The sequence below is a fragment of the Belnapia rosea genome, assembly GCF_900101615.1.
Classification (GTDB): Bacteria; Pseudomonadota; Alphaproteobacteria; order Acetobacterales; family Acetobacteraceae; genus Belnapia; species Belnapia rosea.
On record NZ_FMZX01000005.1, the window covers coordinates 210165 to 229051 of the forward strand.

At 69.4% G+C, this 18887-nt stretch carries 19 protein-coding genes; 10 read left to right on the forward strand and 9 right to left on the reverse strand.

Annotation, left to right across the window (positions count from 1 at the left end; genetic code table 11):
- Positions 1-98 precede the first annotated feature (98 nt).
- Positions 99-506, forward strand: a complete 408-nt coding sequence (locus tag BLR02_RS12700) for a response regulator (RefSeq protein WP_090663448.1) — start codon at positions 99-101, stop codon at positions 504-506.
- A gap of 243 nt (positions 507-749) precedes the next feature.
- On the opposite strand, the gene BLR02_RS12705 is transcribed toward BLR02_RS12700, so the two are convergent.
- Positions 750-1448 (reverse strand): CBS domain-containing protein, encoded by a 699-nt coding sequence (locus BLR02_RS12705; RefSeq protein ID WP_090663449.1) that lies wholly within the window; start codon positions 1446-1448, stop codon positions 750-752.
- 102 nt (positions 1449-1550) lie between these two features.
- Entirely contained in the window at positions 1551-2426 is an 876-nt protein-coding gene (locus BLR02_RS12710; RefSeq protein ID WP_245704760.1) for a CBS domain-containing protein, read from the reverse strand.
- Positions 2427-2878: 452 nt separating this feature from the next.
- On the opposite strand from BLR02_RS12710, the gene BLR02_RS12715 reads away from it, so the two are divergent.
- The 4 genes from BLR02_RS12715 (at position 2879) to BLR02_RS12730 (ending at position 9215) form a co-directional block, all read left to right on the forward strand.
- Positions 2879-3709, forward strand: a complete 831-nt coding sequence (locus BLR02_RS12715) for a universal stress protein (protein ID WP_090663450.1) — start codon at positions 2879-2881, stop codon at positions 3707-3709.
- 161 nt (positions 3710-3870) lie between these two features.
- Positions 3871-6444, forward strand: a complete 2574-nt coding sequence (locus BLR02_RS12720; RefSeq protein ID WP_090663451.1) for a cation-translocating P-type ATPase — start codon at positions 3871-3873, stop codon at positions 6442-6444.
- A gap of 226 nt (positions 6445-6670) precedes the next feature.
- Positions 6671-7774: an SDR family oxidoreductase gene (locus BLR02_RS12725; RefSeq protein WP_090663452.1), complete on the forward strand. Its 1104-nt coding sequence runs from the start codon at positions 6671-6673 to the stop codon at positions 7772-7774.
- Positions 7775-8159: 385 nt separating this feature from the next.
- On the forward strand, positions 8160-9215 hold the full coding sequence (locus BLR02_RS12730; protein WP_176849547.1) for a TRAP transporter substrate-binding protein: 1056 nt from the start codon (positions 8160-8162) through the stop codon (positions 9213-9215).
- 55 nt (positions 9216-9270) lie between these two features.
- Here the strand turns inward: BLR02_RS12730 and BLR02_RS12735 are convergent, their stop codons facing one another.
- Complete coding sequence (locus tag BLR02_RS12735; RefSeq protein WP_090563796.1) at positions 9271-9732, reverse strand: septal ring lytic transglycosylase RlpA family protein; 462 nt, start codon at positions 9730-9732, stop codon at positions 9271-9273.
- Positions 9733-10028: 296 nt separating this feature from the next.
- On the opposite strand from BLR02_RS12735, the gene BLR02_RS12740 reads away from it, so the two are divergent.
- A complete protein-coding gene (locus BLR02_RS12740) occupies positions 10029-10388 on the forward strand; it encodes a DUF427 domain-containing protein (RefSeq protein ID WP_090663454.1) in 360 nt (119 codons plus the stop codon).
- A 114-nt stretch (positions 10389-10502) separates the two neighbouring features.
- Positions 10503-11093 (forward strand): NADPH-dependent FMN reductase, encoded by a 591-nt coding sequence (locus tag BLR02_RS12745; RefSeq protein ID WP_090663455.1) that lies wholly within the window; start codon positions 10503-10505, stop codon positions 11091-11093.
- A 15-nt stretch (positions 11094-11108) separates the two neighbouring features.
- Here BLR02_RS12745 and BLR02_RS12750 read toward each other — a convergent pair whose 3' ends face one another.
- A complete protein-coding gene (locus BLR02_RS12750) occupies positions 11109-12137 on the reverse strand; it encodes a zinc-binding alcohol dehydrogenase family protein (RefSeq protein WP_090663456.1) in 1029 nt (342 codons plus the stop codon).
- Positions 12138-12233: 96 nt separating this feature from the next.
- Here BLR02_RS12750 and BLR02_RS12755 point away from each other — a divergent pair, with 96 nt between their 5' ends.
- Positions 12234-12953 carry a LysR family transcriptional regulator gene (locus tag BLR02_RS12755; RefSeq protein ID WP_090663457.1) on the forward strand — a complete coding sequence of 240 codons (720 nt, stop codon included), beginning with the start codon at positions 12234-12236 and terminating at the stop codon, positions 12951-12953.
- A 63-nt stretch (positions 12954-13016) separates the two neighbouring features.
- Here the strand turns inward: BLR02_RS12755 and BLR02_RS12760 are convergent, their stop codons facing one another.
- The 3 genes from BLR02_RS12760 to BLR02_RS12770 all read right to left on the reverse strand — a co-directional run bounded on the left by BLR02_RS12760 (position 13017) and on the right by BLR02_RS12770 (position 15170).
- Positions 13017-13238 (reverse strand): thiolase family protein, encoded by a 222-nt coding sequence (locus tag BLR02_RS12760; RefSeq protein WP_143018123.1) that lies wholly within the window; start codon positions 13236-13238, stop codon positions 13017-13019.
- A 151-nt stretch (positions 13239-13389) separates the two neighbouring features.
- Entirely contained in the window at positions 13390-14214 is an 825-nt protein-coding gene (locus tag BLR02_RS12765; protein WP_090663458.1) for an SDR family NAD(P)-dependent oxidoreductase, read from the reverse strand.
- A gap of 26 nt (positions 14215-14240) precedes the next feature.
- Positions 14241-15170, reverse strand: coding sequence for a 2-dehydropantoate 2-reductase (locus BLR02_RS12770; RefSeq protein ID WP_090663459.1), 930 nt, complete (start codon positions 15168-15170; stop codon positions 14241-14243).
- 119 nt (positions 15171-15289) lie between these two features.
- On the opposite strand from BLR02_RS12770, the gene BLR02_RS12775 reads away from it, so the two are divergent.
- Positions 15290-15865 (forward strand): TetR/AcrR family transcriptional regulator, encoded by a 576-nt coding sequence (locus BLR02_RS12775; protein ID WP_090563781.1) that lies wholly within the window; start codon positions 15290-15292, stop codon positions 15863-15865.
- Positions 15866-15875: 10 nt separating this feature from the next.
- Here BLR02_RS12775 and BLR02_RS12780 read toward each other — a convergent pair whose 3' ends face one another.
- A complete protein-coding gene (locus BLR02_RS12780; RefSeq protein WP_090663460.1) occupies positions 15876-16862 on the reverse strand; it encodes a tripartite tricarboxylate transporter substrate-binding protein in 987 nt (328 codons plus the stop codon).
- Between the two features lie 60 nt (positions 16863-16922).
- The gene (locus tag BLR02_RS12785) at positions 16923-17999 is read right to left on the reverse strand and encodes a tartrate dehydrogenase (RefSeq protein WP_176849548.1); all 1077 of its coding nucleotides are present in this window, start codon (positions 17997-17999) and stop codon (positions 16923-16925) included.
- A 157-nt stretch (positions 18000-18156) separates the two neighbouring features.
- On the opposite strand from BLR02_RS12785, the gene BLR02_RS12790 reads away from it, so the two are divergent.
- On the forward strand, positions 18157-18858 hold the full coding sequence (locus BLR02_RS12790; RefSeq protein ID WP_090663462.1) for a GntR family transcriptional regulator: 702 nt from the start codon (positions 18157-18159) through the stop codon (positions 18856-18858).
- Positions 18859-18887: the final 29 nt, after the last annotated feature.

Here is an 18887-nt window from a genome sequence, read left to right on the forward strand (position 1 = left end):
GCCGCGGCGGTCTCGGATGCCGGTGTTCCCGGGCGCGGTCGTGCCTCCTCCTTCCACCGGCCAGCGGGAGCATCGCCCAAGGAGCGGCGCCGATGCCTATGGACGCATCCCCCAATCACGTGGCCAGGCTCACCGGCAAACGCGTCCTCGTGGTCGAGGATGAGGCGCTCGTGTCCATGCTGATCGAGGACGAACTGCGTGACGCAGGCGCGGAGGTGGTCGGCCCCGCCATCTCCGTCGATGATGCGCTGCGGCTGGTCGAGACCGCGGCGACCGCTGGCGGGATCAGCGCCGCGGTGCTCGACATCAACCTGGATGGGCAGCATGTGGCGCCAGTGGCCGACCAGCTGGCCGCGCTCAACGTGCCGTTCCTGTTCGCCACTGGCTACGGCGCGAATTACGACGTGGGCGGGCACGGCGCCGTTCCGGTCGTGCAGAAGCCCTTCGACCTGGAGCAGCTGGTCGCGACCGTCGAGGCCCTCGCCTGCGCCAGCACCCGCCGATAAGGGCCGCGCCCAAGCGGTATCCGGCATAAAGACGCTTGGCAGCGGGCCAACTCATCCCGGACGTCTGCCGGACCGAGTTCCAGCCCGCCAACCCACAGGCAGGTTGACGGTGCCCACGCTGGAGGTGGTGCGCGACTACGAAATGCGTTTGGACGTGTCGGAGGTCATGATCCACCTCAGCATGGGTGCCCTCCTGTTCCGCCGCATCGCTCATCAAAACCCGTAGCCACTTTCGGACGGGTCCTACAATGTCGCGCGCAAGATAAGTGGCATTGGCTCCAACTGGTCTTCCACCTTCGTCACACCCGGGATCTCTTGAGCCATGACCCGAAGGCCATTGCGCACGGAATCGTTGCGGGCATAGCCATAGAACGTCACGACACCATCATGGACACTCGGATAGGTCCAGAACGTATCCACCCAGGGCTGCTTGCGCATGACTGCGAGGACGGCGCGCAGGATGGCGCTGTCGTCGGCGTTGGTGGCGGACTGCTCCTGGCCCTGTGGGCGCAGGATCGCCCGCAACAGGTCCGATCGGCTTACGATTCCAACAATCTTATCGTCGCGCAGGACCGGCACCCGCTTGATCCTGCGCTCCTCCATGAGGCGGGCGATCTCCTCGGCCGGGGTGTCCTCCTCCACCGTCACGAGTTCGGCGGTCATCACATCGCGTGCCGTGGCGCCGTGGGCCTTGAGGAAGCGCTTGGCCAGCCGGCCCGCGTCTTGGTATTGGCCCAGGAACCAGCGAAGCGGGCCCGGCTCTTCGTCCGCAAGACGGCGGATCAGGTCGCCCTCGGTGACGATGCCAAGGGGCGTTCCGCTGCCATCGACCACCGGCACGGCCGAGATGCCGTGCGATGACAGCAACTCGGCAACGGCGAGCACCGGCATTTCCGGTGGTACGATCCTGAGCGTGGTGGACATCAGGTCCTTGGCCTTCATGGCGGCCTCCCTCCAACTTCTTGTGAATCCAACTCCCGACCCACTTCGGTCGGGCGATCAACGAATCAGAACGCAACCCGCGTATCGCGATGGTTGATGCAGTCATCCAGCCCCGAACAGGGAGGGCGGCGGCGTCTCCACCTTCATCTCGGCACTGCGCACGCCCGGAATCCCCTCCGCCAGAACCCGCAATGCGCGGTGCACGTCAGGTGAGCCGCAGAAGCCGTGGATCGTCACCACGCCTTTCTCCACCGTTGGCCAGAGGAAATAGGGCTTGGCCCAGCTCTCCTCGCGGAGGGCGGCCTGCACGGCACGGCGGATCCTGGCATCATCAGCGCCGATCGCTTCCGTCTCGGGGGGCGCGAACACCGCCTCGAGCAGATCGGCCCGGGAGACGATGCCGGACAGCCTGCCATCGTGCAGCACGAGCACCCGCTTGATGCGCCGCTCCTCCATCAGCCGGGCGATCTCCTCTGCCGTGGCCTCCTCATCCACTGATACGAGGTCGACGGTCATCACGTCGCGCGCCTTCGCGCCATGGGCCTTCGCGTAGCGGGCCGCGTCCGCAGGCGCACTGCCGAAGAGGCCACTCAACCAGCCGCGTGGACGCTCCTCTGTCCCGGTTATGCGCCTGACCAGATCCGCCTCGGTGACGATGCCGGCGGCCGTCCCGTCCGGCTCCACCACCGGCACCGCCGAGATTCCGCGATCGGCGAGCAACCGAGCCAGCGCGGCGACGGGTGTCTCTGGCGACACGGTCACCACCTCTCTCGACATCAGATCCTTGGCCCGCATGGGTCGCTCTCCTTCGTTTGCGCTGACAACACAGGCTGTGTCGTCGTTGTCATGCAGACGTCCTGCCGACGAGCACGCCAATCGAGGCGTGATCGCCCCTTCCTCTACGATTTCGCGCGGGCGGCCGAACAGGTCGAAGGCCTCGACGATGTCGTTCAGCCGGCAGCGCCGGACCGCACTCATGCCAACCCACAAACTCCGGCCGCCAGGAGCCCGCGCAAACGAGGTCGCCGCTGGCCAGATGCCAGCGCCCCAAAGCGCGCTGTCGCAGGCTGACAGAAGAGCCGGTAGCGGCTATCCAGAGGTCTGCCAGGTGGCAAGACGATGCCAGATTGCACCTGCCGCTGGCGAGCATGAAAGTCATGGCGGAAACCGGCATCTTCAGATCGGCCCTTCATGGCGCTCCCGCTGCCCTACTGCATGGAGTGCAGGTTACGTCCAATACAGGCAGGAAAGCATTGATCTGGCGCAAAGCCATGCCGGCACGGAGCAACTCACGCCACCGCCAAGCGTCGCCACTCCGGGCCCTGCTTATGGAAACCCGGCCGCTTGCCTCCGGTGCGTACCATTGGCCGTTTTTTGCGGCGATCCTGCTATGCTCATGGCACTGACCCCTTGGAAGGGAGGTGCAGGCGATGGCGAACAGCATCAAAACGCTCATGGTCGATGCGGGGCTGGATGACGCGGCCGAAGCGCGGATCAAGCTGGCCGCGGAACTCGCGGGCCGCTTCGGTGCCCGCCTGGTGGGGCTAGGGGCCTGCACGGCACGCCCACCCGTGACGGGCCCCTTCGGTGAAACCGCAGCCATGGTCTCGATCGTCAATGCCGAGGTGGATCGTATCAAGGCGATGCTGCGCGCATCGGCGGAGCGGTTCGAGGCGGTCGCAAGGGATGCCGGGGTACCCTCCGAATGGCGAGCCTTCGACGAGTACCCCGGCGAGGCCTTGGTGCGGGAATGCCGGGCCGCAGACCTGCTCGTGCTCGGCCGTGGTGGAGAGGCCGAAGGGCATCAGTCTGCCGCCCCAGGTGACGTGCTGATGCGCGCCGGGCGTGCGATCCTGGTCACGCCGCCCGGGGTGTCCACGTTCGAGGCGAAGACCGTCCTGGTGGCCTGGAAGGAAACGCGCGAGGCGCGGCGCGCCGTCACGGACGCCCTGCCCTTCCTTGCAACCGCGGAGCGCGTCTCGGTTCTCGCCGTCTGCGAGCGCGAGCGCGAGCAGGCACAGCGCCACGTCGATGATGTCGCCGCCATGCTGTCGCGGCACGGCATCGCGGCGTCGGCCGAGGTTGAGATGCGGGCGGGACAGCGGGTTGCAGACCTCCTGCTGGGTGCGGCGGGGCGGTTGGGCGCCGATCTGATCGTCGCAGGGGGATATGGCCATGCCCGCCTGCTCGAATGGGTGCTTGGTGGCGTCACCTACGAGCTGCTGGACCGCTCCCCGGTTTGTTGCCTGTTGAGCCACTGATTGCAGGCCGGGCCAGCGCGGCCCGGGGACCAGCTTGGTTTGAAGGCCACGATGGATGCAGCCGGGGATAGCCTCCGGCGGACGCTCCCCGTTTGACCGAGCGCAATGCGGGTGGCGGTACCGTATGCTGAACACCTTGGGCTACGCGACCGGAGGATGACATGGAGCAACTGCTCGACCTTTCCCTCCCTGCGAGGGTGGACCTCGAAGGGTTGAGCGAAGGGGAGGCCGCCGAGCAGCTCCGGCGCGATGGCCCGAACGAGTTGCCCCAGTCCGGCCGTCGCTCCGTGCTGCGCGTGATTCTCGATGTCGTCCTGGAACCGATGTTTGCGCTGCTGATCGGTGCCGGGCTCCTCTACCTGGCTTTCGGTGACCCGGCGGAAGCGGCCCTGCTGTTCGCCTTCGCCTCGGTCTCCGTGGTGATCGCTGTGGTCCAGGAAGCGCGGACCGAGCGCGCGCTGGAAGCCCTGAAGCAGCTGTCGAGCCCGCGGGCCCTCGTCATCCGGGACGGAGCGCGGCGCAGGATCCCGAGCCGCGAGGTCGTCCGCGGCGACCTGCTCGTGCTCTCCGAGGGGGACCGGGTCCCGGCCGACGCGGTGCTGGTGGAGGCCGAGGCGCTCGAGGTGGATGAATCCATGCTGACCGGGGAGTCCATCCCGGTCCGGAAGAGGTCCTCATCCGCGAGCGACGGCGCAGCCACCGGAATGCTGCGCCCGGGCGGGGACGACCTGCCTGTCGTGTTCTCGGGCACGCTGCTGGTCAGGGGCCAGGGGCTTGCCCGCGTCACCGCGACCGGCGTTGCGACGGAGCTGGGCCGGATCGGCAGCGCGCTGGGCCATATCGAGCGGGAGCCGCCGCGGCTGCGGGCGGAGACAACGCGACTGGTGCGGGTCTTCGCCACGCTCGGGATCGGGGTCAGCCTGCTCGCCACGCTGCTCTACGGCCTTGCGCTCGGGGATTGGGCACGCGCCGCCCTGGGCGGGATCGCGCTGGCGATGTCCATGCTGCCTGAGGAGTTCCCGCTGGTGCTGACCGTATTCACGGTCATGGGCGCCCGGCGGATCGCACGGGCGGGGGTGCTCACCCGCCGGGCTGCGGCGATCGAGGGGCTCGGTGCTGCGACCGTGTTGTGCACCGACAAGACCGGCACCCTCACCCAGAACCGCATGGCAGTTGTGGAATTGCGGGATCCGATGGGCCAGTCGCACCGCATGGCGGCAGGAGGCGGGACACTCCCGGACTGGGCGGCGGTCCTGGCCAACCTGGCGGCGCGGGCGAGCCGGGACGAAGCCTTCGACCCCATGGAGCGCGCACTCCTCGACCAGGCCGCAAACCTTGGGGCCGGGTACGCCCGCCCTGGCCGTGTTGCGCATGAGTACCCGCTGCGGGACGGACAGCCCGCCATGGGGCGCGTCTGGCAGCAGGAGGCGGAAGCCACCGCCCTGCTGGCGGTGAAGGGGGCACCCGAGGCCGTCGTCCGTCTCTGTCGCTTGCCCTCGGTCGAAGCCGCAGCGGCGCTTGCGATGGCCAGCGAGATGGCCGCCGGAGGGCTCCGCGTTCTCGGGCTGGCCGAGGCGCGCCTTCTGTCCGGCGGCCTCCCTGACGATCTCGGCGACATCCCATCGCTGGGCTTCGCCGGTCTGGTTGGCTTGGCCGACCCGCTGCGCCCGTCGGTACCGGACGCCGTGCGCGAGTGCCGCGGGGCCGGGATCCGCGTGGCGATGGTCACCGGGGACCACCCAGCTACCGCGGCGGCGATCGCCCGTGAAGCCGGACTACCGGACGCGCCGGTGGTCACGGGCGCCGAGTTGGCGGGCCTGGACCAAACCGCGTTCCGAGCCCAGGTCCGCAAGGCCGCGATCTTCGCCCGTATCCTGCCCGAGCAGAAGCTGCATATCGTCGAGGCACTGAAGGCCGATGGCCAGATCGTGGCCATGACCGGGGATGGGGTCAACGATGCCCCGGCCCTGAAGGCCGCCCATATCGGGGTGGCGATGGGCGGTCGTGGCACCGACGTCGCCCGCGAGGCCGCGGCGGTGGTACTCCTGGATGACGACTTCGGTTCCATCGTCCGGACGATGCGGATGGGGCGCCGCATCTTCGACAACCTGCGCAAGGCGATGTGCTTTGTGCTCGCCATGCATCTGCCCATCGCCGGGCTCGCCTTCTTGCCCCTCGCCCTCGGGTTGCCGCCGCTGCTAGGGCCGGTGCATATCGCGTTCCTCGAAATGGTGATCGATCCCGTATGCTCGCTCGCCTTCGAGGCCGAGCCGGAGGAGCCCGATGTCATGCGGCGGCCGCCCCGCGATCCGGCGAGTCCGTTGCTGCCCCTCCCGCTTGCAACCTGGGGATTGCTTCAAGGCCTGGTCGGGTTGGTGGCCCCGGCGGGAGCCTACTTCCTGGGGCTCTGGCGTGGCATTCCGGAGGACGAGCTGCGGTCCCTGGTTTTCACGGCGCTGGTGCTTACGGCCGTCGCGCTCACTCTGGTGAACCGAACCTTCTCTGCCTCGCCGCTGGCTGCCCTCAGGCGGCCGAACGCGACGCTGGTGGCGGTCCTGCTCGCGGCGAGCGCAATCCTGGGAGGCGTCCTGGCGGTCCCGAGGCTTGCAATGCTGTTCCGGTTTGGGCCGTTGCACGTCGATGATCTCGCCCTTGCCGTAGCCGGGGCCTTTGGCGTTCTCGTCATTCTTGAGGCGCTGAAGCCTCTGCTTGCAGCCCGTGCTCTGGCCAGATAATCGCGCGGCGCGATAGGGCCGCATGCAGGGTGGGCATGGCTCTGGCCGTCCATGGGCGTGATCCAGGGTAACCTGCTTTCCCGACGATGGATCCGAGTTTGGTGAACGAGTGCACTCTCCGCACTGTGTGCCGGTTCTGGCGGCGGAGGGATCGTCCTGCTCTGTTGCGGCGTTCAGGGCCAGCCGGCGGCACAGATGCCGGCAACGCAAGCAGCGGACAGGATGAGTGATGCGATCTGCACTGGTAGTCGGGGTCAGCGGAATTGTCGGCAACAACCTGGCCGGGCACCTGGTCGGCCAGGGCTGGCAGGTCAGCGGCCTGGCCCGCCGTCCGCCACGGGATGCCGAGGGCGTCCAGCCGATCGCAGCCGACCTGCTGGACCCGGCGGGGCTGCGCGTGGCCCTCGACGGGCTCCGCCCGAGCCATGTCTTCATCACCACCTGGATGCGCCAGCCGACGGAGGCGGAGAACATCCGGGTCAATGCCGCCATGGTGCGCAACCTGATGGAGGCGCTCCGCCCCGCGGGCACGGTGCGGCATGTCGCACTGGTGACCGGCCTGAAACACTATCTCGGTCCCTTCGAGGCTTATGGCCAGGGCCGGCTGCCTGCCACGCCCTTCCGGGAGGACCAGCCGCGCCTCGACATCGAGAATTTCTACTACGCCCAGGAGGATGAGGTCTTCACCGCCGCCGCACGCGATGGCTTCGGCTGGAGCGTGCATCGCCCTCACACCATCATCGGCTACGCCATCGGCAATGCGATGAACATGGGCGTCACCCTGGCCGCCTTCGCCACCATTTGCCGCGAAACCGGCCGCCCCTTCCGCTTTCCTGGCTCCGCCATGCAGTGGAACGGGCTGACCGATATGACCGATGCGCGGCTCCTGGCACGCCATCTCGGATGGGCCGCGACCACGGAAGCGGCGCGCGACCAGGCCTTCAACGTGGTGAATGGGGACGTCTTCCGCTGGAGCTGGATGTGGGGCCGCCTGGCTGCCTGGTTCGGGGTTCAGCCGGTACCCTATGCGGATGCGCCGATGCCGCTGGAGCAGCAATTGGCCGATGCCGCACCGCTCTGGGCGGAGATCGCGCAGCGGCATGGGCTGGCGGAACCGAATCTCGGCCAGCTCACCTCCGCCTGGCACACCGATGCCGATCTCGGCCGCCCAATCGAGGTGGTGACGGATATGAGCAAGAGCCGGCGCCTCGGCTTCCTCGACTACCAGGCGACGGATGATGCCTTCTTCGACCTCTTCGCCACGCTGCAGGCCCGGCGGATCATTCCCATCTCGCCATCGCGAGCCGGAACCGGGGAGGCACGAGGCTGAGGCCGGAAGCCCCGGCCAGATTCGGCGCCGGTTTCAACCCATTTCGCGGTCGCTTATCGTCCGCCAACGCTGGTGTCGCGGGCCGGAGGGCGGCCGCATCGGCAGCGTCTCCGTATTGGCGTCGCCTGAAAACAGTGCCTCAATCTTGTTGCAACTATCTACCGAATTACTAACGACCCTTGTCCGATCCGAAATGAAATGCCGGGATCGGCCCGGAGAGGGCGCAATCCTTGCACAACACGGAATGATGAGGGCTTGGGTAATGGCTTATGAACTGACATGATGTCATCGATACGTTAAGGCTTGGGCTGCCAGCGCCCGGCAGGTGACCAGGGTTATCATGTCACATCATATCGTCCGGTATCGCATTGAATCCTGGATGGCCATGGCGCGGCGCAATCTCACCATCGCCGCCGCACTGCTGCTTCCCCTGGCGCTGAACCCGGCGTCGGCGGAGGAAACCAGCCCCATCCATTTGCGGATCGCCGGCGGCCTCGGCGGCGTCATCCAGTACACCCAGTACGAGGCGCCGTTCTGGACGGAGGAGGTGCCGCGCCTGACTGAAGGGCGGGTCCGCGCCGAGATCGCGCCATTCGACCAGAGCGGCATCCGCGGCACCGAGATGCTGTCCTTCATGCGGCTTGGCGTGGTGCCCTTCGGCACCTTGACCCTCGCCGTGGCCGCGGGCGACGAGCCCGAGATGGGCGCGATGGACCTGCCGGCGCTCAACCCCAATATCAACGTGCTGCAGCAGTCGGTGACGCTGCTGCGCCCACGCCTCGAGGAACTCCTGCGCGACCGCTACAATGTGCAGCTTCTCGCGGTCTACACCTACCCTGCCCAGGTGATGTTCTGCCGCGACCCCTTCACCAGCCTCGACGACCTGTCAGGGCGGCGCATCCGCACCTCATCCGTCGGCCAAAGCGAGTTGATGCAGGCTCTCGGGGCAATCCCCGTCGTCATCTCCTTCAGCGGGATCGTCAAGGCGATCAATGACCGGGTGGTGGAATGCGCCATTACCGGGAGCATGTCAGGCAATTCCATCGGCCTGCAGGCGGTGACCTCCACGGTGTCGCGTCAGGCCATCAGCTGGGGCATCTCCTTCTTCGGTGCCAACATGGCCGCCTGGCGGGCCTTGCCGCCCGAGATACGGTCGCAGCTGCAAGCCGGCCTGCAGAAGCTCGAGAGCCGAATCTGGCAGGTGGCCCAGCAGCAGACGGAGAATGGCTTCGCCTGCAATGCTGGCCTTCCCAGCTGCACCGATGGCACGCCGGGCCGGATGGTCGTGCTGGATGATTCGGTGCGTGACCAGCGGCGACGGGATGCGCTGCTGCGCGACACCGTCCTGCCGAAATGGATCCAGCGCTGCGGCAGCGAATGCGCCGAGGTCTGGAACCGCTATGTCGCCCCGACCCGGGGCATCGTGGCCCGCGCGGATTGAGGCCGGGCCCGCGCTGCGAGGCGAGGGCCAGGCCATTGCCGATGGATGCCGCCGGCTACCGCGTCGAGGCGGCGGCCTGCGCGTCGCCGCCCCCGGCATTCGCCGGTACGGCAATCGGCTTGACCTCGACCGGCGCGGTACCATCCTGCTTCATGCCGAGGCGCTCCGCAGTGCGCGGGCTGACATCAATGACCCGGCCGCGCACATAGGGCCCACGGTCCCGGATCACGACGCGCTCGGCCCGGCCGGTGCGCAGATTCTTCACCTCCGCCACGGTCCCGAGCGGCAGGCTGCGATGCGCCGCGGTGTTGGAGGCCGGGTCGAAACGCTCGCCGCTGGCGGTGCGGCGCCCCTCGAATTGCGGGCCGTAATAGGAGGCCTCGCCCTGCTGTGCCGGACCAGCAGCCGCTGGTGGTTCCGGCGGGGGCGGGGGTGCCGCGGGTGTCGAGCAGGCCGACAGGCCGGCGAGCAGCAACACCACAAGCCCCGACGAACCAAGGCGCGTTCCGATCTGCATGGCTGTAGGTCTCCGGGATCACATGGACCTCGCCCCTACGCGCGCGCACCATTGCGGTTTGCGTCCGAGCGGCGATGGACCGGCAGCCTCTCGCGCTCGTGCAGGATGGGCATACCAGGAGGCGAAGGACGCCGGGGCGCCTCCACTGCGGAAGGCGCTTTCCGGTCCCGGCAGCGTGTGCAGACCTCGGCACGGGGCCCGGCCCCTTGCCGGCCTGCGAAACGGCCGCCACCTCCAGGGCGCCAGCGCCGGGCGCTCGATACCGAGCAGCCAGCCCCTCTGCCAGGATGTCACCCATGAAGCTGCCGGGACCCGACCACCCCATCACCATCACCCCCACGCCAGGGCGCGTGCGCGTGACCCTCGGCGGCCAGGTGGTGGCGGAAACGACGCGGGCACTGACCCTGAAGGAGGCCAGCTACCCCGCCGTGCAGTACATCCCGCGCGAGGATGCGGCGATGGCACTGCTCGAGGCCACGCCGCGCAGCACCCATTGCCCCTATAAGGGCGATGCCAGCTATTACAGCATCGCCGCCGGCGGCAAGCGCGCCGAGAACGCGGTCTGGAGCTACGAGGCACCCTACCCGGCCATGGCGGCGATCCAGGGCCACCTCGCCTTCTACCCCGACCGGGTTGATGCGATCGAGATCGGCTGACGAGCGACGAAGCGACCAATCGTGATGGGCCGGGGCCATACCAAGGCCCCGGGACGATGCCAAGCTCCGGCCGCATCGGCTCCACCGATCCAGTCGGGAGCTGCGGGAGGGTGCATGGCGCGATCGCTGCTTGTCTTTTACGGCTCCTACCGGTCGGACCGCACCGGAATCCGCCTTGCACGCTACCTGACCGCCGGCTTCACCGCCCGTGGGGACGCGGCGGAACTGATCGACGCACGCGAGATCGGCCTGCCGATCCTCGACCGGATGTACAAGGAATACCCGGCCGGGCAGGCGCCCGAGGCCCTTGAAACCCTGGCCGGCAAGATCCGCCGCGCGGATGGCTTCGTCTTCGTCACCGGCGAGTACAATTGGGGCGTGCAGCCCGGGCTGAAGAACCTCACCGACCACTTCCTGGAGGAGTGGTTCTGGCGACCGGCTGCCATCGCCAGCTATTCGGCCGGCCGCCTGGCCGGGGCGCGGGCGGGCCTGCAATGGCACGGCATCCTGTCGGAGATGGGCATGGTGGTGATCTCGAGCACGGTGATGGTCGGCCCCATCACCACCGCCCTGGACGAGGCAGGAATGCCTACGGGTGATGGCGGCGCCGCACTCGGCCGCGCCTTCCCACGCTTCGCCCAGGACCTCGAATGGTGGGCCGATGCGGCCCGGCAGCAGCGGGAGCGCCAGGCGCCCCCCTACTGACGGGCCGCTCCAGCTTCAGGCGGCCGGCTTCGTCCAGCCCTCCAGCACGATCTTGCCGCGCGCCTTGCCGGATTCGACCGCCGCATGCGCCCGCCGCAGATTGGCCGCGTCGATGACGCCGAAATGCTCGGCCAGGGTGGTGCGCAGCTCGCCGGTATCCAGCATGCGGCTGACTTCGGCGAGCAGCCGGTGCTGCTCCTCCATGTCGGGCGTCTTGTGCATCGGCCGGGCGAACATGAACTCCCAGTGCAGCGACGCCGTCTTGCCCTTCAGCATGCGGATATCGGGTGGGTTGGCCGGGTCGTCGATCAGGCAGACGGCGCCCTGCGGCGCGACAATCTCGCAGATCGCGGCCCAGTGCGTCTCGGTGTGGGTGGTGACGAAGACATAGCGCACCGGCACGTCCGTCGCGCGGGCCTGGGCCACCAGGTCGCCGGCATGGTCGAGGACGTCATGCGCGCCCATGCTGCGCACCCAGTCCATCGTCTCCGGCCGGCTCGCCGTGGCGATGACGCGCAGCCCTGTCAGCCGCCGCGCCAGCTGCACCGCGATGGAGCCGACGCCGCCAGCGCCGCCGATGATCAGCACCGCCTCCTCCCGCGGCGCCGTGTCCTGCGGGATGCGCAGCCGGTCGAACAGCGCTTCCCAGGCGGTGATGGCGGTCAGCGGCACGGCGGCCGCCTCGGCGAAGGAGAGGCGCACAGGCTTCGGCCCGACGATCCGCTCATCCACCAGATGCAACTCGGAATTCGTCCCCGGCCGGGTGATGTCGCCGGCATAGAAGACCGTGTCGCCCGGCTTGAAGAACCGAACCTCGGGCCCGACCGCGCTCACCACGCCGGCGGCATCGTAGCCCAGCACCTTCGGCGTACCACCGGGGTCGGCGCGCATCCGCACCTTGGTGTCGACGGGATTCACCGAGACGGCCTGTACCTCGACCAGCAGGTCGCGCCCGGTCGGGGCCGCGGGCTGAGGCAAGGTGACGTCCTGCAGCGCCTCCGCCTCGGTGATTGGCCGGCTTTGCGTATAGGCAACGGCTTTCATGGAGATGGCTCCTGGGGTTGGGACTGGTTCTGCCGCAGAGATGCGGTCAGCGGGTAGGATTGAAAATCCCCCATTCTGGCGAAACACTTTCAATGCATGATCAGCAATCCACTCTTCGACCTGCTCGACCTGCGCCTGATCCAACGCATCGCCCGGGCGGGCAGCCTCTCCGCGGCGGGGGCGGCGCTGGGGCTGACACCGGCCGCGGCCAGCCGGCGCCTCGCGGTGCTGGAGCGAAGGCTCGGTCTCCCGCTCTTCGCCCGGACGACACGGCGGCTGCGGCCCACGGCGGAGGGCGAGGCCTTCCTGCCGCATGTCGAGCGCATCCTGGCCGCGACGGCGGAGGCCGAGGCGGCGCTGCCGGGCGGCACCGGGGCGCTGAGCGGCACGCTCCGCTTCACCGCCCCCGCCACCTTCGGCCGCAAGGTGCTGGCCCCGATGCTGTCCGGCCTCCTTGCCGCCCATCCGGGGCTGCGGCTGGACCTGCTGCTGACCGACACCCTGCTCGATCTGGTGGCGACCGGCCGGGATGCCGCCGTGCGCATCCGCCCCACGCCGCGCATGCTGAGCAACAGCAACGAGGCCTTGCGCGAGGCTTGCCTGGCCGGGCTCGGCATCGGCCTGCATTCGACCTGGGATGTCGGCGAGCACCTGCGCCGCGGCGAGCTGGTGGCGCTGCCACCGACGCTCGGCGTGCCGGAGCAGCTCGGCATCTGGCTGGTCTTCCCCGGCGGCATCGCAGCCCCGGCCCGCATCCGCGTGCTGACGGAGCACCTGGTGCAGGCCTTCGGCCCCATCCCGCCCTGGGAGCGGTGAGGCGATGCCGTCAGGCGGCTTCCAGCGCCAGGGCAATGCCCTGCCCGCCACCGATGCACAGCGTCACCATGCCGCGCCGCAGCCCGTCCCGGCGCATGGCATGCAGCACTGCTTGCCGGCCTGGATGACGCTGCCGATCGCCTCGGGGGCGAGGCCGGCGCGCGCCAGAGTCTCGTGCACCACGGTGGCGCCGAGCTCCGCGGCGGGCACGCCCTTGAGCGTGCCGCCATAGGCCCCGATCGCAGTGCGGACAGGATGGCAAAGGAGGATGTCGGCGTTGCGCATGGCGATGTCCTGCACGGGAAAAGCGGGCTTTCAGGGCCCGCCGAGGTGATCCGCCTTGCGCAGCGCGGCGCCGTTCTGGCGCAGGATGTCGCAGGCGGTAGCGGCGTGAGGAAGTTCGGCAAGCCGATCTGCAGCAGGCAGTCCTGCGCGCTCATGCGCCCGCCTCCAGCGCCAACTCGCCGCGCAGGTACCGCTCGGCCGGGTGGTTGCGCGACAGGTTGGGGCCGAGGGCGAGGCGGGCGGCATCGGCCCGCTCCCAATCCGCCGCATCGGGCAGCGAGGGGATGGTGACGAGCTCGCCCTGGTCGAGGCCGGCAAGGGCGGCGCCCACCATATCCTCCACCTCCATGACCATCTCCGGCGGCAGGTTGGCGACATCCACCCCGGCGAGCTCCCAGATGGCGGTGCGCGTCGCACCCGGCAGCACGGCCTGCACGCGCACGCCGGTGCCGCGCAGCTCGGCATCGAGCCCCTGCGACAGGGTCAGCACGAAGGATTTGGTGGCGGAGTAGACAGGGTTGAAGCGCTCCGGCGCGAGGGCGAGGACAGAGGCGATGTTGATCAAGGTCCCCGCGTTGCGCGCCTTGAAAGCGGTCGTGGCGGCGCCCGCGAGGCGCATGGCGGCAACGACGTTCAGCTGCACCATGGCCTCCAGCCGGTCGATATCGGCGTCCAGCATCGGCCCGGCCACGGCGACGCCGGCATTGTTCACCAGCATGGTGATGCCGGCATCCTCGCGCAGCCGCGTCTCGACGCGTCGTAGGTCGGCCTGCTGCAGCAGGTCGGCCGCCAGGGTCTCGGCCTTACGCCCGGTCTCCTGCGCCAGCCGCCCCGCCAGCTCCTCCAGCCGTCCCACGTTGCGGGCGACGAGGAGGAGGTCGTGGCCGCGTCTCGCCAGGCGCTCCGCATAGACTGCGCCGATGCCGGAGGAGGCGCCGGTGACGAGGGCGGTACCGGCAGCGATGGAGGAAGCCATGGGATGTCTCCGTGGAGGTCGACAGGTCAGGATGTCGCAGCGGCGCGGGCACCGTGGACCTGCAACTGGCAATGCGCCGCGCTCAGCAGGGGCAGGGCGAGGCCGTAGGCGGCGCCGCGATGGATGAGGTCGCCAAGGATGGCCTCCGCCTCCAGCCGCGCCGCGCCCTGCTCGATGTCGCGCATCATGGAGGCGGCCCAGCGCGAGGCAGGGTCGGTGAGCTGCCGCCGCGTCTGCCCGGCCGAGGCGGGGCGTGGCGCATGGCCGGCGGCGGCTGCGACCGCCGTGCATTCGGCCATCATCGCCTCGGCGATCCGCCCGCCTGCCTCGGTCGCCATGATCTCGCCCACCGTGCCGCGCATGAGGCAGGTCAGCGCCGCCCCGGCCGCCAGCATGCACCACTTCTCCCAGAGCTCCTGGAGGATCGCCCCTGAACTCCGCGCATTGACCGTGGTGCGGGCGAACAGATCGGACAGCGCCTCGACCTGCCACGGCGTGCCGCCGGTGCGAGCGCCGAGGATGAGGAGGTCGCCCGGGCTGAAATGCCGGATCGTGCCGTCGGGGGCGAGGCTCGCGGCGATGTAGCAGGCGCCGCCAAGCACGCGCTCCGCACCGAAGCGGGCATCGAGCGCATCGAAATGGGCGAGGCCGTTGAGCAGCGGCAGCACCACCGTCCCTGGCCCGACCGCCGGGGCGATGGCCTCGATCGCGCCATCCAGGTCGTAAGCCTTGCAGGTCAGCAGGACGAGGTCGAAAGGCGCGGCGACCCCGCCGGCCAGAAGGGTGGCGGCCGGGCGGCGGCTCTCCTCGCCGCGGCTCACCACCACCAACCCGTCCCGCGCCAGTTGCGCCGCGCAGCGCTCCCGCACCAGGAACTGCACCTCGCCACCCGCTCCGGCCAGGTGAGAGCCGTAGTAGCCACCGATGGCGCCGGCACCGAGGACGAGGATGCGCATGCTGCGAGGCCTTCCGTCGAAGGGGCGGCACTTTGATGACGACCGCCATGTTTGACTTAGGTTGCGCACGCCATTAAACCTGTCAAGCGGCAATCGGCATCGTGCCAAGGAGGGATGAGGTGCGGGTTTCGAAGGAGAAGGCCGCGGAGAACCGGGCCCGGATCCTCACCGAGGCCGCCCGGCTTTTCCGCGAACGGGGATTGTCAGGGGTGGGGGTCGATGCGCTCACCGAGGCGGCGGGGCTGACCCATGGCAGCCTCTACAGCCAGTTCGGCTCGAAGGAGCGGCTGGCGGCGGAGGCGCTGGAACATGCCCTCGCCCGCAGCGCCCTGACGCGCCGGCCGGAGGGCGATGGCGGGCAGACCATCGCCGAGCTGATCGAGCGCTACCTCTCGGCATCGCATCGCGACGGGCCCGGCCAGGGCTGCGCCATGGCTGCGCTCGGCTGCGAGCTGCCGCGCCAGGCGCCGGCACTGCGCCGCGTCTTCACCACGGCTCTGCGGGACCGGGTGGCCCGGCTGGCCAGGCTGCTGCCGGGCCATGGCAAGGCGCCGCCGGAGGATAGGGCGCTGGCCCTGCTGTCCAGCCTCGTCGGGGCTCTCATCCTGGCCCGGGCGGTGGAGGATGAGGCCCTGTCCGACCAGATCCTCTCCGCCACCCGGGAGAGCCTGCTCGACCGCTCCGCCGCGGAGTGACGGCGGCGGGTCAGTCCGCGTACTGGCCGGTAGCCTCGATGATAGGCCGCCAGCGGGCGACTTCCTCGGCCAGGAAGCGGCGATGGAAGGCCGGCGTGGCGCGCTCCTCCGCCGCAGGGGCAGTGACCAGCTCGGCGAAGCGCTGGCGCAGCCGCTCCTCCTGCAGCGCGGCGCGGATGGCGACGGCGAGACGCTCCTGCACCTCCGCCGGCGTGGCGCGCGGCGCGTAGAGGCCGTGCCAGGTGCTCATCGCCAGCCCGGGCTGACCTGCCTCGGCCGTGGTCGGCAGCTCAAGGCCGGGCACCCGCTCCGGCAAGGTCACGGCATAGCCCTTGATCCGCCCGTCGCGCAGGAAGGGCGCGGTGTTGGTCGCCTGGTCGCAGAAGACGTCGATGCGCCCGCCCATGAGGTCGGTGATCGCTGGCGCGCTGCCACGGAACACCACCCCCGTCAGGGCGGTGCCGGCTGCGTGCTGCAGCAGCATGCCGCAGAGATGGTTGGCGCCGCCGAGGCCGGAATGGGCGAGGTTCAGCTTGTCGCCCTGCTTGCGGATCTCGCCGATGAAGCCGGCGAAGTCGCTGGCCGGAAAGTCGGGCCGCGCCACCAGCGTCATCGCCGCGTCGGAGACGAGGCCGAGCGGCGCGAAGCTGTCCACCACGTTGTAGGGCAGGCGACGGTAGAGCGTCGCGCTGCTGGCATGGCCGACATGGTGCATCAGCAAGGTGTAGCCGTCGCCCCGGGCCTGGGCCACGCGTGCGGCCGCGATGGTGCCGCCCGCGCCGGTGACGTTCTCGACGACGACAGGCTGGCCGAGATGGCGCGACATGCCCTCCGCCACGAGGCGGGAGATGACATCCGTTGGCCCGCCGGCCGCGAAGGGCACGATGATGGTCACCGGCCGGTTCGGGAATTCGGCCTGTGCCTGGGCGGCGGACGACCAGAGGGCCGGCGCCGCCAGGGTGAGCGGCAAGGCCGCGAGCAGCCTGCGTCGGTTCATGCTTGATCCTCCCTCCGGGTGATGGCCGTCATGCCGCGACCTTGGATGCGGCGTGACGCCTCAGTCGTTCGCCTGCCGCAGTGCTTCGCAGACCGCCTCGGTGACCTGCTTCGTGGTGGCCTGCCCACCGAGATCCGGCGTCCGCAGCGATGGGTCCGCCGTCACCCGCTCCACCGCACGCATCAGCCGGTCGGCAGCCGGCTTCTCGCCGAGATGCTCGAGCATCATCGCGGCCGTCCAGAAGGTGGCGACCGGGTTGGCGATGCCCTTGCCGGTGATGTCGAAGGCGGAGCCATGGATCGGCTCGAACATCGAGGGCGCGTCGCGCTCGGGGTTGATGTTCGCGGTGGGCGCGATGCCGAGTGAGCCCGCCAGCGCCGCCGCCAGGTCCGACAGGATGTCGGCATGCAGGTTGGAGGCGACGATGGTGTCGAGCGTATCGGGCTTGAGCACCATGCGCATGGTCATCGCATCGACCAGCATCTTGTCCCAGGTGACGTCGGGGAATTCCGCCGCGACCTCGGCCGCGATCTCGTCCCACATCACCATGGCATGGCGTTGCGCGTTGCTCTTGGTGACGACGGTGAGGAATTTGCGCGGGCGGGCCTGCGCCAGGCGGAAGGCATAGCGCATGATCCGCTGCACGCCGGCCCGCGTCATCACGGAGACGTCCTGCGCCACCTCGATCGGCAGGCCCTTATGGGCGCGGCCGCCGACGCCGGAATACTCGCCCTCCGAATTCTCGCGCACGATCACCCAGTCGAGCTCCGGCCCCGAGACGTGGCGCAGCGGGCTGGTGATGCCCGGCAGCAGCCGCGTCGGGCGGACATTGGCGTATTGGTCGAGCGGCTGGCAGATCGCCAGGCGCAGGCCCCAGAGGGTGACATGGTCGGGGATGTCCGGCGCGCCCACGGCACCGAAGAGGATGGCATCGAAGCCGCGCAGCTGGTCGGCGCCATCGGCCGGCATCATCACGCCATGCTTGCGGTAGTAGTCGGAGCCCCAGTCGAAATCGGTGAAGTCGAGGGCGAAGCCGCCGTCACGCTCGGCGCAGACCTTGAGGGCCTGGACGCCCGCCTCGATCACCTCGGGCCCGATGCCGTCTCCGCCCATGGCGGCGATCCGGTAGCTGCGCATCTCCATCCCCCTCTTCGCGGCCAGTGATGCGGATGGGCCACCGCCCATCATATTCTGGCACGCCATCTTCCATACAAGATGGTATGGAGATACTGAGGTGCCATTGGCCTCGTCAACCGCCAAAATGCCGGGCCGCCTGCGCGGTCAGGAGTCGTGAATGGTCAGGATGCGGAGCAGCGCGGAATCCCCGGCAGGCAAGCCCACTCTCGTGGAGGAGGCCTACGAGGCGCTGAAGCGGGCCATCCGCACCAATGTCTTCGCGCCGGGCTACCAGGGCTCCGAACAGGAGATCGCCCTCCAGTTCGGCATGAGCCGTACGCCTGTGCATGAGGCGGTCATCCGCCTGCAGGAGGAGGGCCTCGTCCGCGTCCTGTCGCGCCGGGGCGTGGTGGTCTGCGCCCTCTCGCCCGAGGACATGCGCGAGATCTACGAGGTGGTCGTGGCCCTCGAAGGCGCCGCGGCCGAGCTGATCGCCGCCCAGCCGGCGGAGGCGCGCGTCCCCGCCGCCGAGGAGCTCGATGCGGTGAACGCCCGGATGGAGGCGGCGCTGGCAGCCGAGGATCTCGTCGCCTGGGCCGAGGCGGATGAGCGCTTCCATCAACTCCTGGTCGAGCGCAGCGGCAATGCCCGGCTCCTTCGCATGGTCGGCACGGTGATGGACCAGTCCCACCGCGCCCGCATGCTCACCCTCCGCCTGCGCCCGAAGCCGACCCTCTCGGTGCAGGAGCATCGCGGCATCGTGGCAGCGATCCGGGAGGGCCAGGCTGCCCTGGCGCAGGAGCGGGCCAAGGCGCATCGCATCCGGGCGCGCGAGCAGCTGCTGCCGCTGCTGCGCCAGCTCGGCATGCGGCACCTCTGACCGCCGGGCGGCGGCACGGCGATCCCTAC

Excerpts from the sequence above, each read along its gene's own strand:
- BLR02_RS12745 (WP_090663455.1), top strand. The coding sequence starts at position 10,503 with ATGGCGCGATCGCTGCTTGTCTTTTACGGCTCCTACCGGTCGGACCGC.
- BLR02_RS12730 (WP_176849547.1), top strand. The coding sequence starts at position 8,160 with ATGGCGCGGCGCAATCTCACCATCGCCGCCGCACTGCTGCTTCCCCTG.
- BLR02_RS12760 (WP_143018123.1), bottom strand. The coding sequence starts at position 13,238 with ATGCGCAACGCCGACATCCTCCTTTGCCATCCTGTCCGCACTGCGATC.
- BLR02_RS12740 (WP_090663454.1), top strand. The coding sequence starts at position 10,029 with ATGAAGCTGCCGGGACCCGACCACCCCATCACCATCACCCCCACGCCA.
- BLR02_RS12780 (WP_090663460.1), bottom strand. The coding sequence starts at position 16,862 with ATGAACCGACGCAGGCTGCTCGCGGCCTTGCCGCTCACCCTGGCGGCG.
- BLR02_RS12715 (WP_090663450.1), top strand. The coding sequence starts at position 2,879 with ATGGCGAACAGCATCAAAACGCTCATGGTCGATGCGGGGCTGGATGAC.
- BLR02_RS12770 (WP_090663459.1), bottom strand. The coding sequence starts at position 15,170 with ATGCGCATCCTCGTCCTCGGTGCCGGCGCCATCGGTGGCTACTACGGC.
- BLR02_RS12790 (WP_090663462.1), top strand. The coding sequence starts at position 18,157 with ATGGTCAGGATGCGGAGCAGCGCGGAATCCCCGGCAGGCAAGCCCACT.
- BLR02_RS12710 (WP_245704760.1), bottom strand. The coding sequence starts at position 2,426 with ATGAGTGCGGTCCGGCGCTGCCGGCTGAACGACATCGTCGAGGCCTTC.
- BLR02_RS12720 (WP_090663451.1), top strand. The coding sequence starts at position 3,871 with ATGGAGCAACTGCTCGACCTTTCCCTCCCTGCGAGGGTGGACCTCGAA.
- BLR02_RS12705 (WP_090663449.1), bottom strand. The coding sequence starts at position 1,448 with ATGAAGGCCAAGGACCTGATGTCCACCACGCTCAGGATCGTACCACCG.
- BLR02_RS12750 (WP_090663456.1), bottom strand. The coding sequence starts at position 12,137 with ATGAAAGCCGTTGCCTATACGCAAAGCCGGCCAATCACCGAGGCGGAG.
- BLR02_RS12785 (WP_176849548.1), bottom strand. The coding sequence starts at position 17,999 with ATGCGCAGCTACCGGATCGCCGCCATGGGCGGAGACGGCATCGGGCCC.
- BLR02_RS12755 (WP_090663457.1), top strand. The coding sequence starts at position 12,234 with ATGATCAGCAATCCACTCTTCGACCTGCTCGACCTGCGCCTGATCCAA.
- BLR02_RS12765 (WP_090663458.1), bottom strand. The coding sequence starts at position 14,214 with ATGGCTTCCTCCATCGCTGCCGGTACCGCCCTCGTCACCGGCGCCTCC.
- BLR02_RS12700 (WP_090663448.1), top strand. The coding sequence starts at position 99 with ATGGACGCATCCCCCAATCACGTGGCCAGGCTCACCGGCAAACGCGTC.
- BLR02_RS12735 (WP_090563796.1), bottom strand. The coding sequence starts at position 9,732 with ATGCAGATCGGAACGCGCCTTGGTTCGTCGGGGCTTGTGGTGTTGCTG.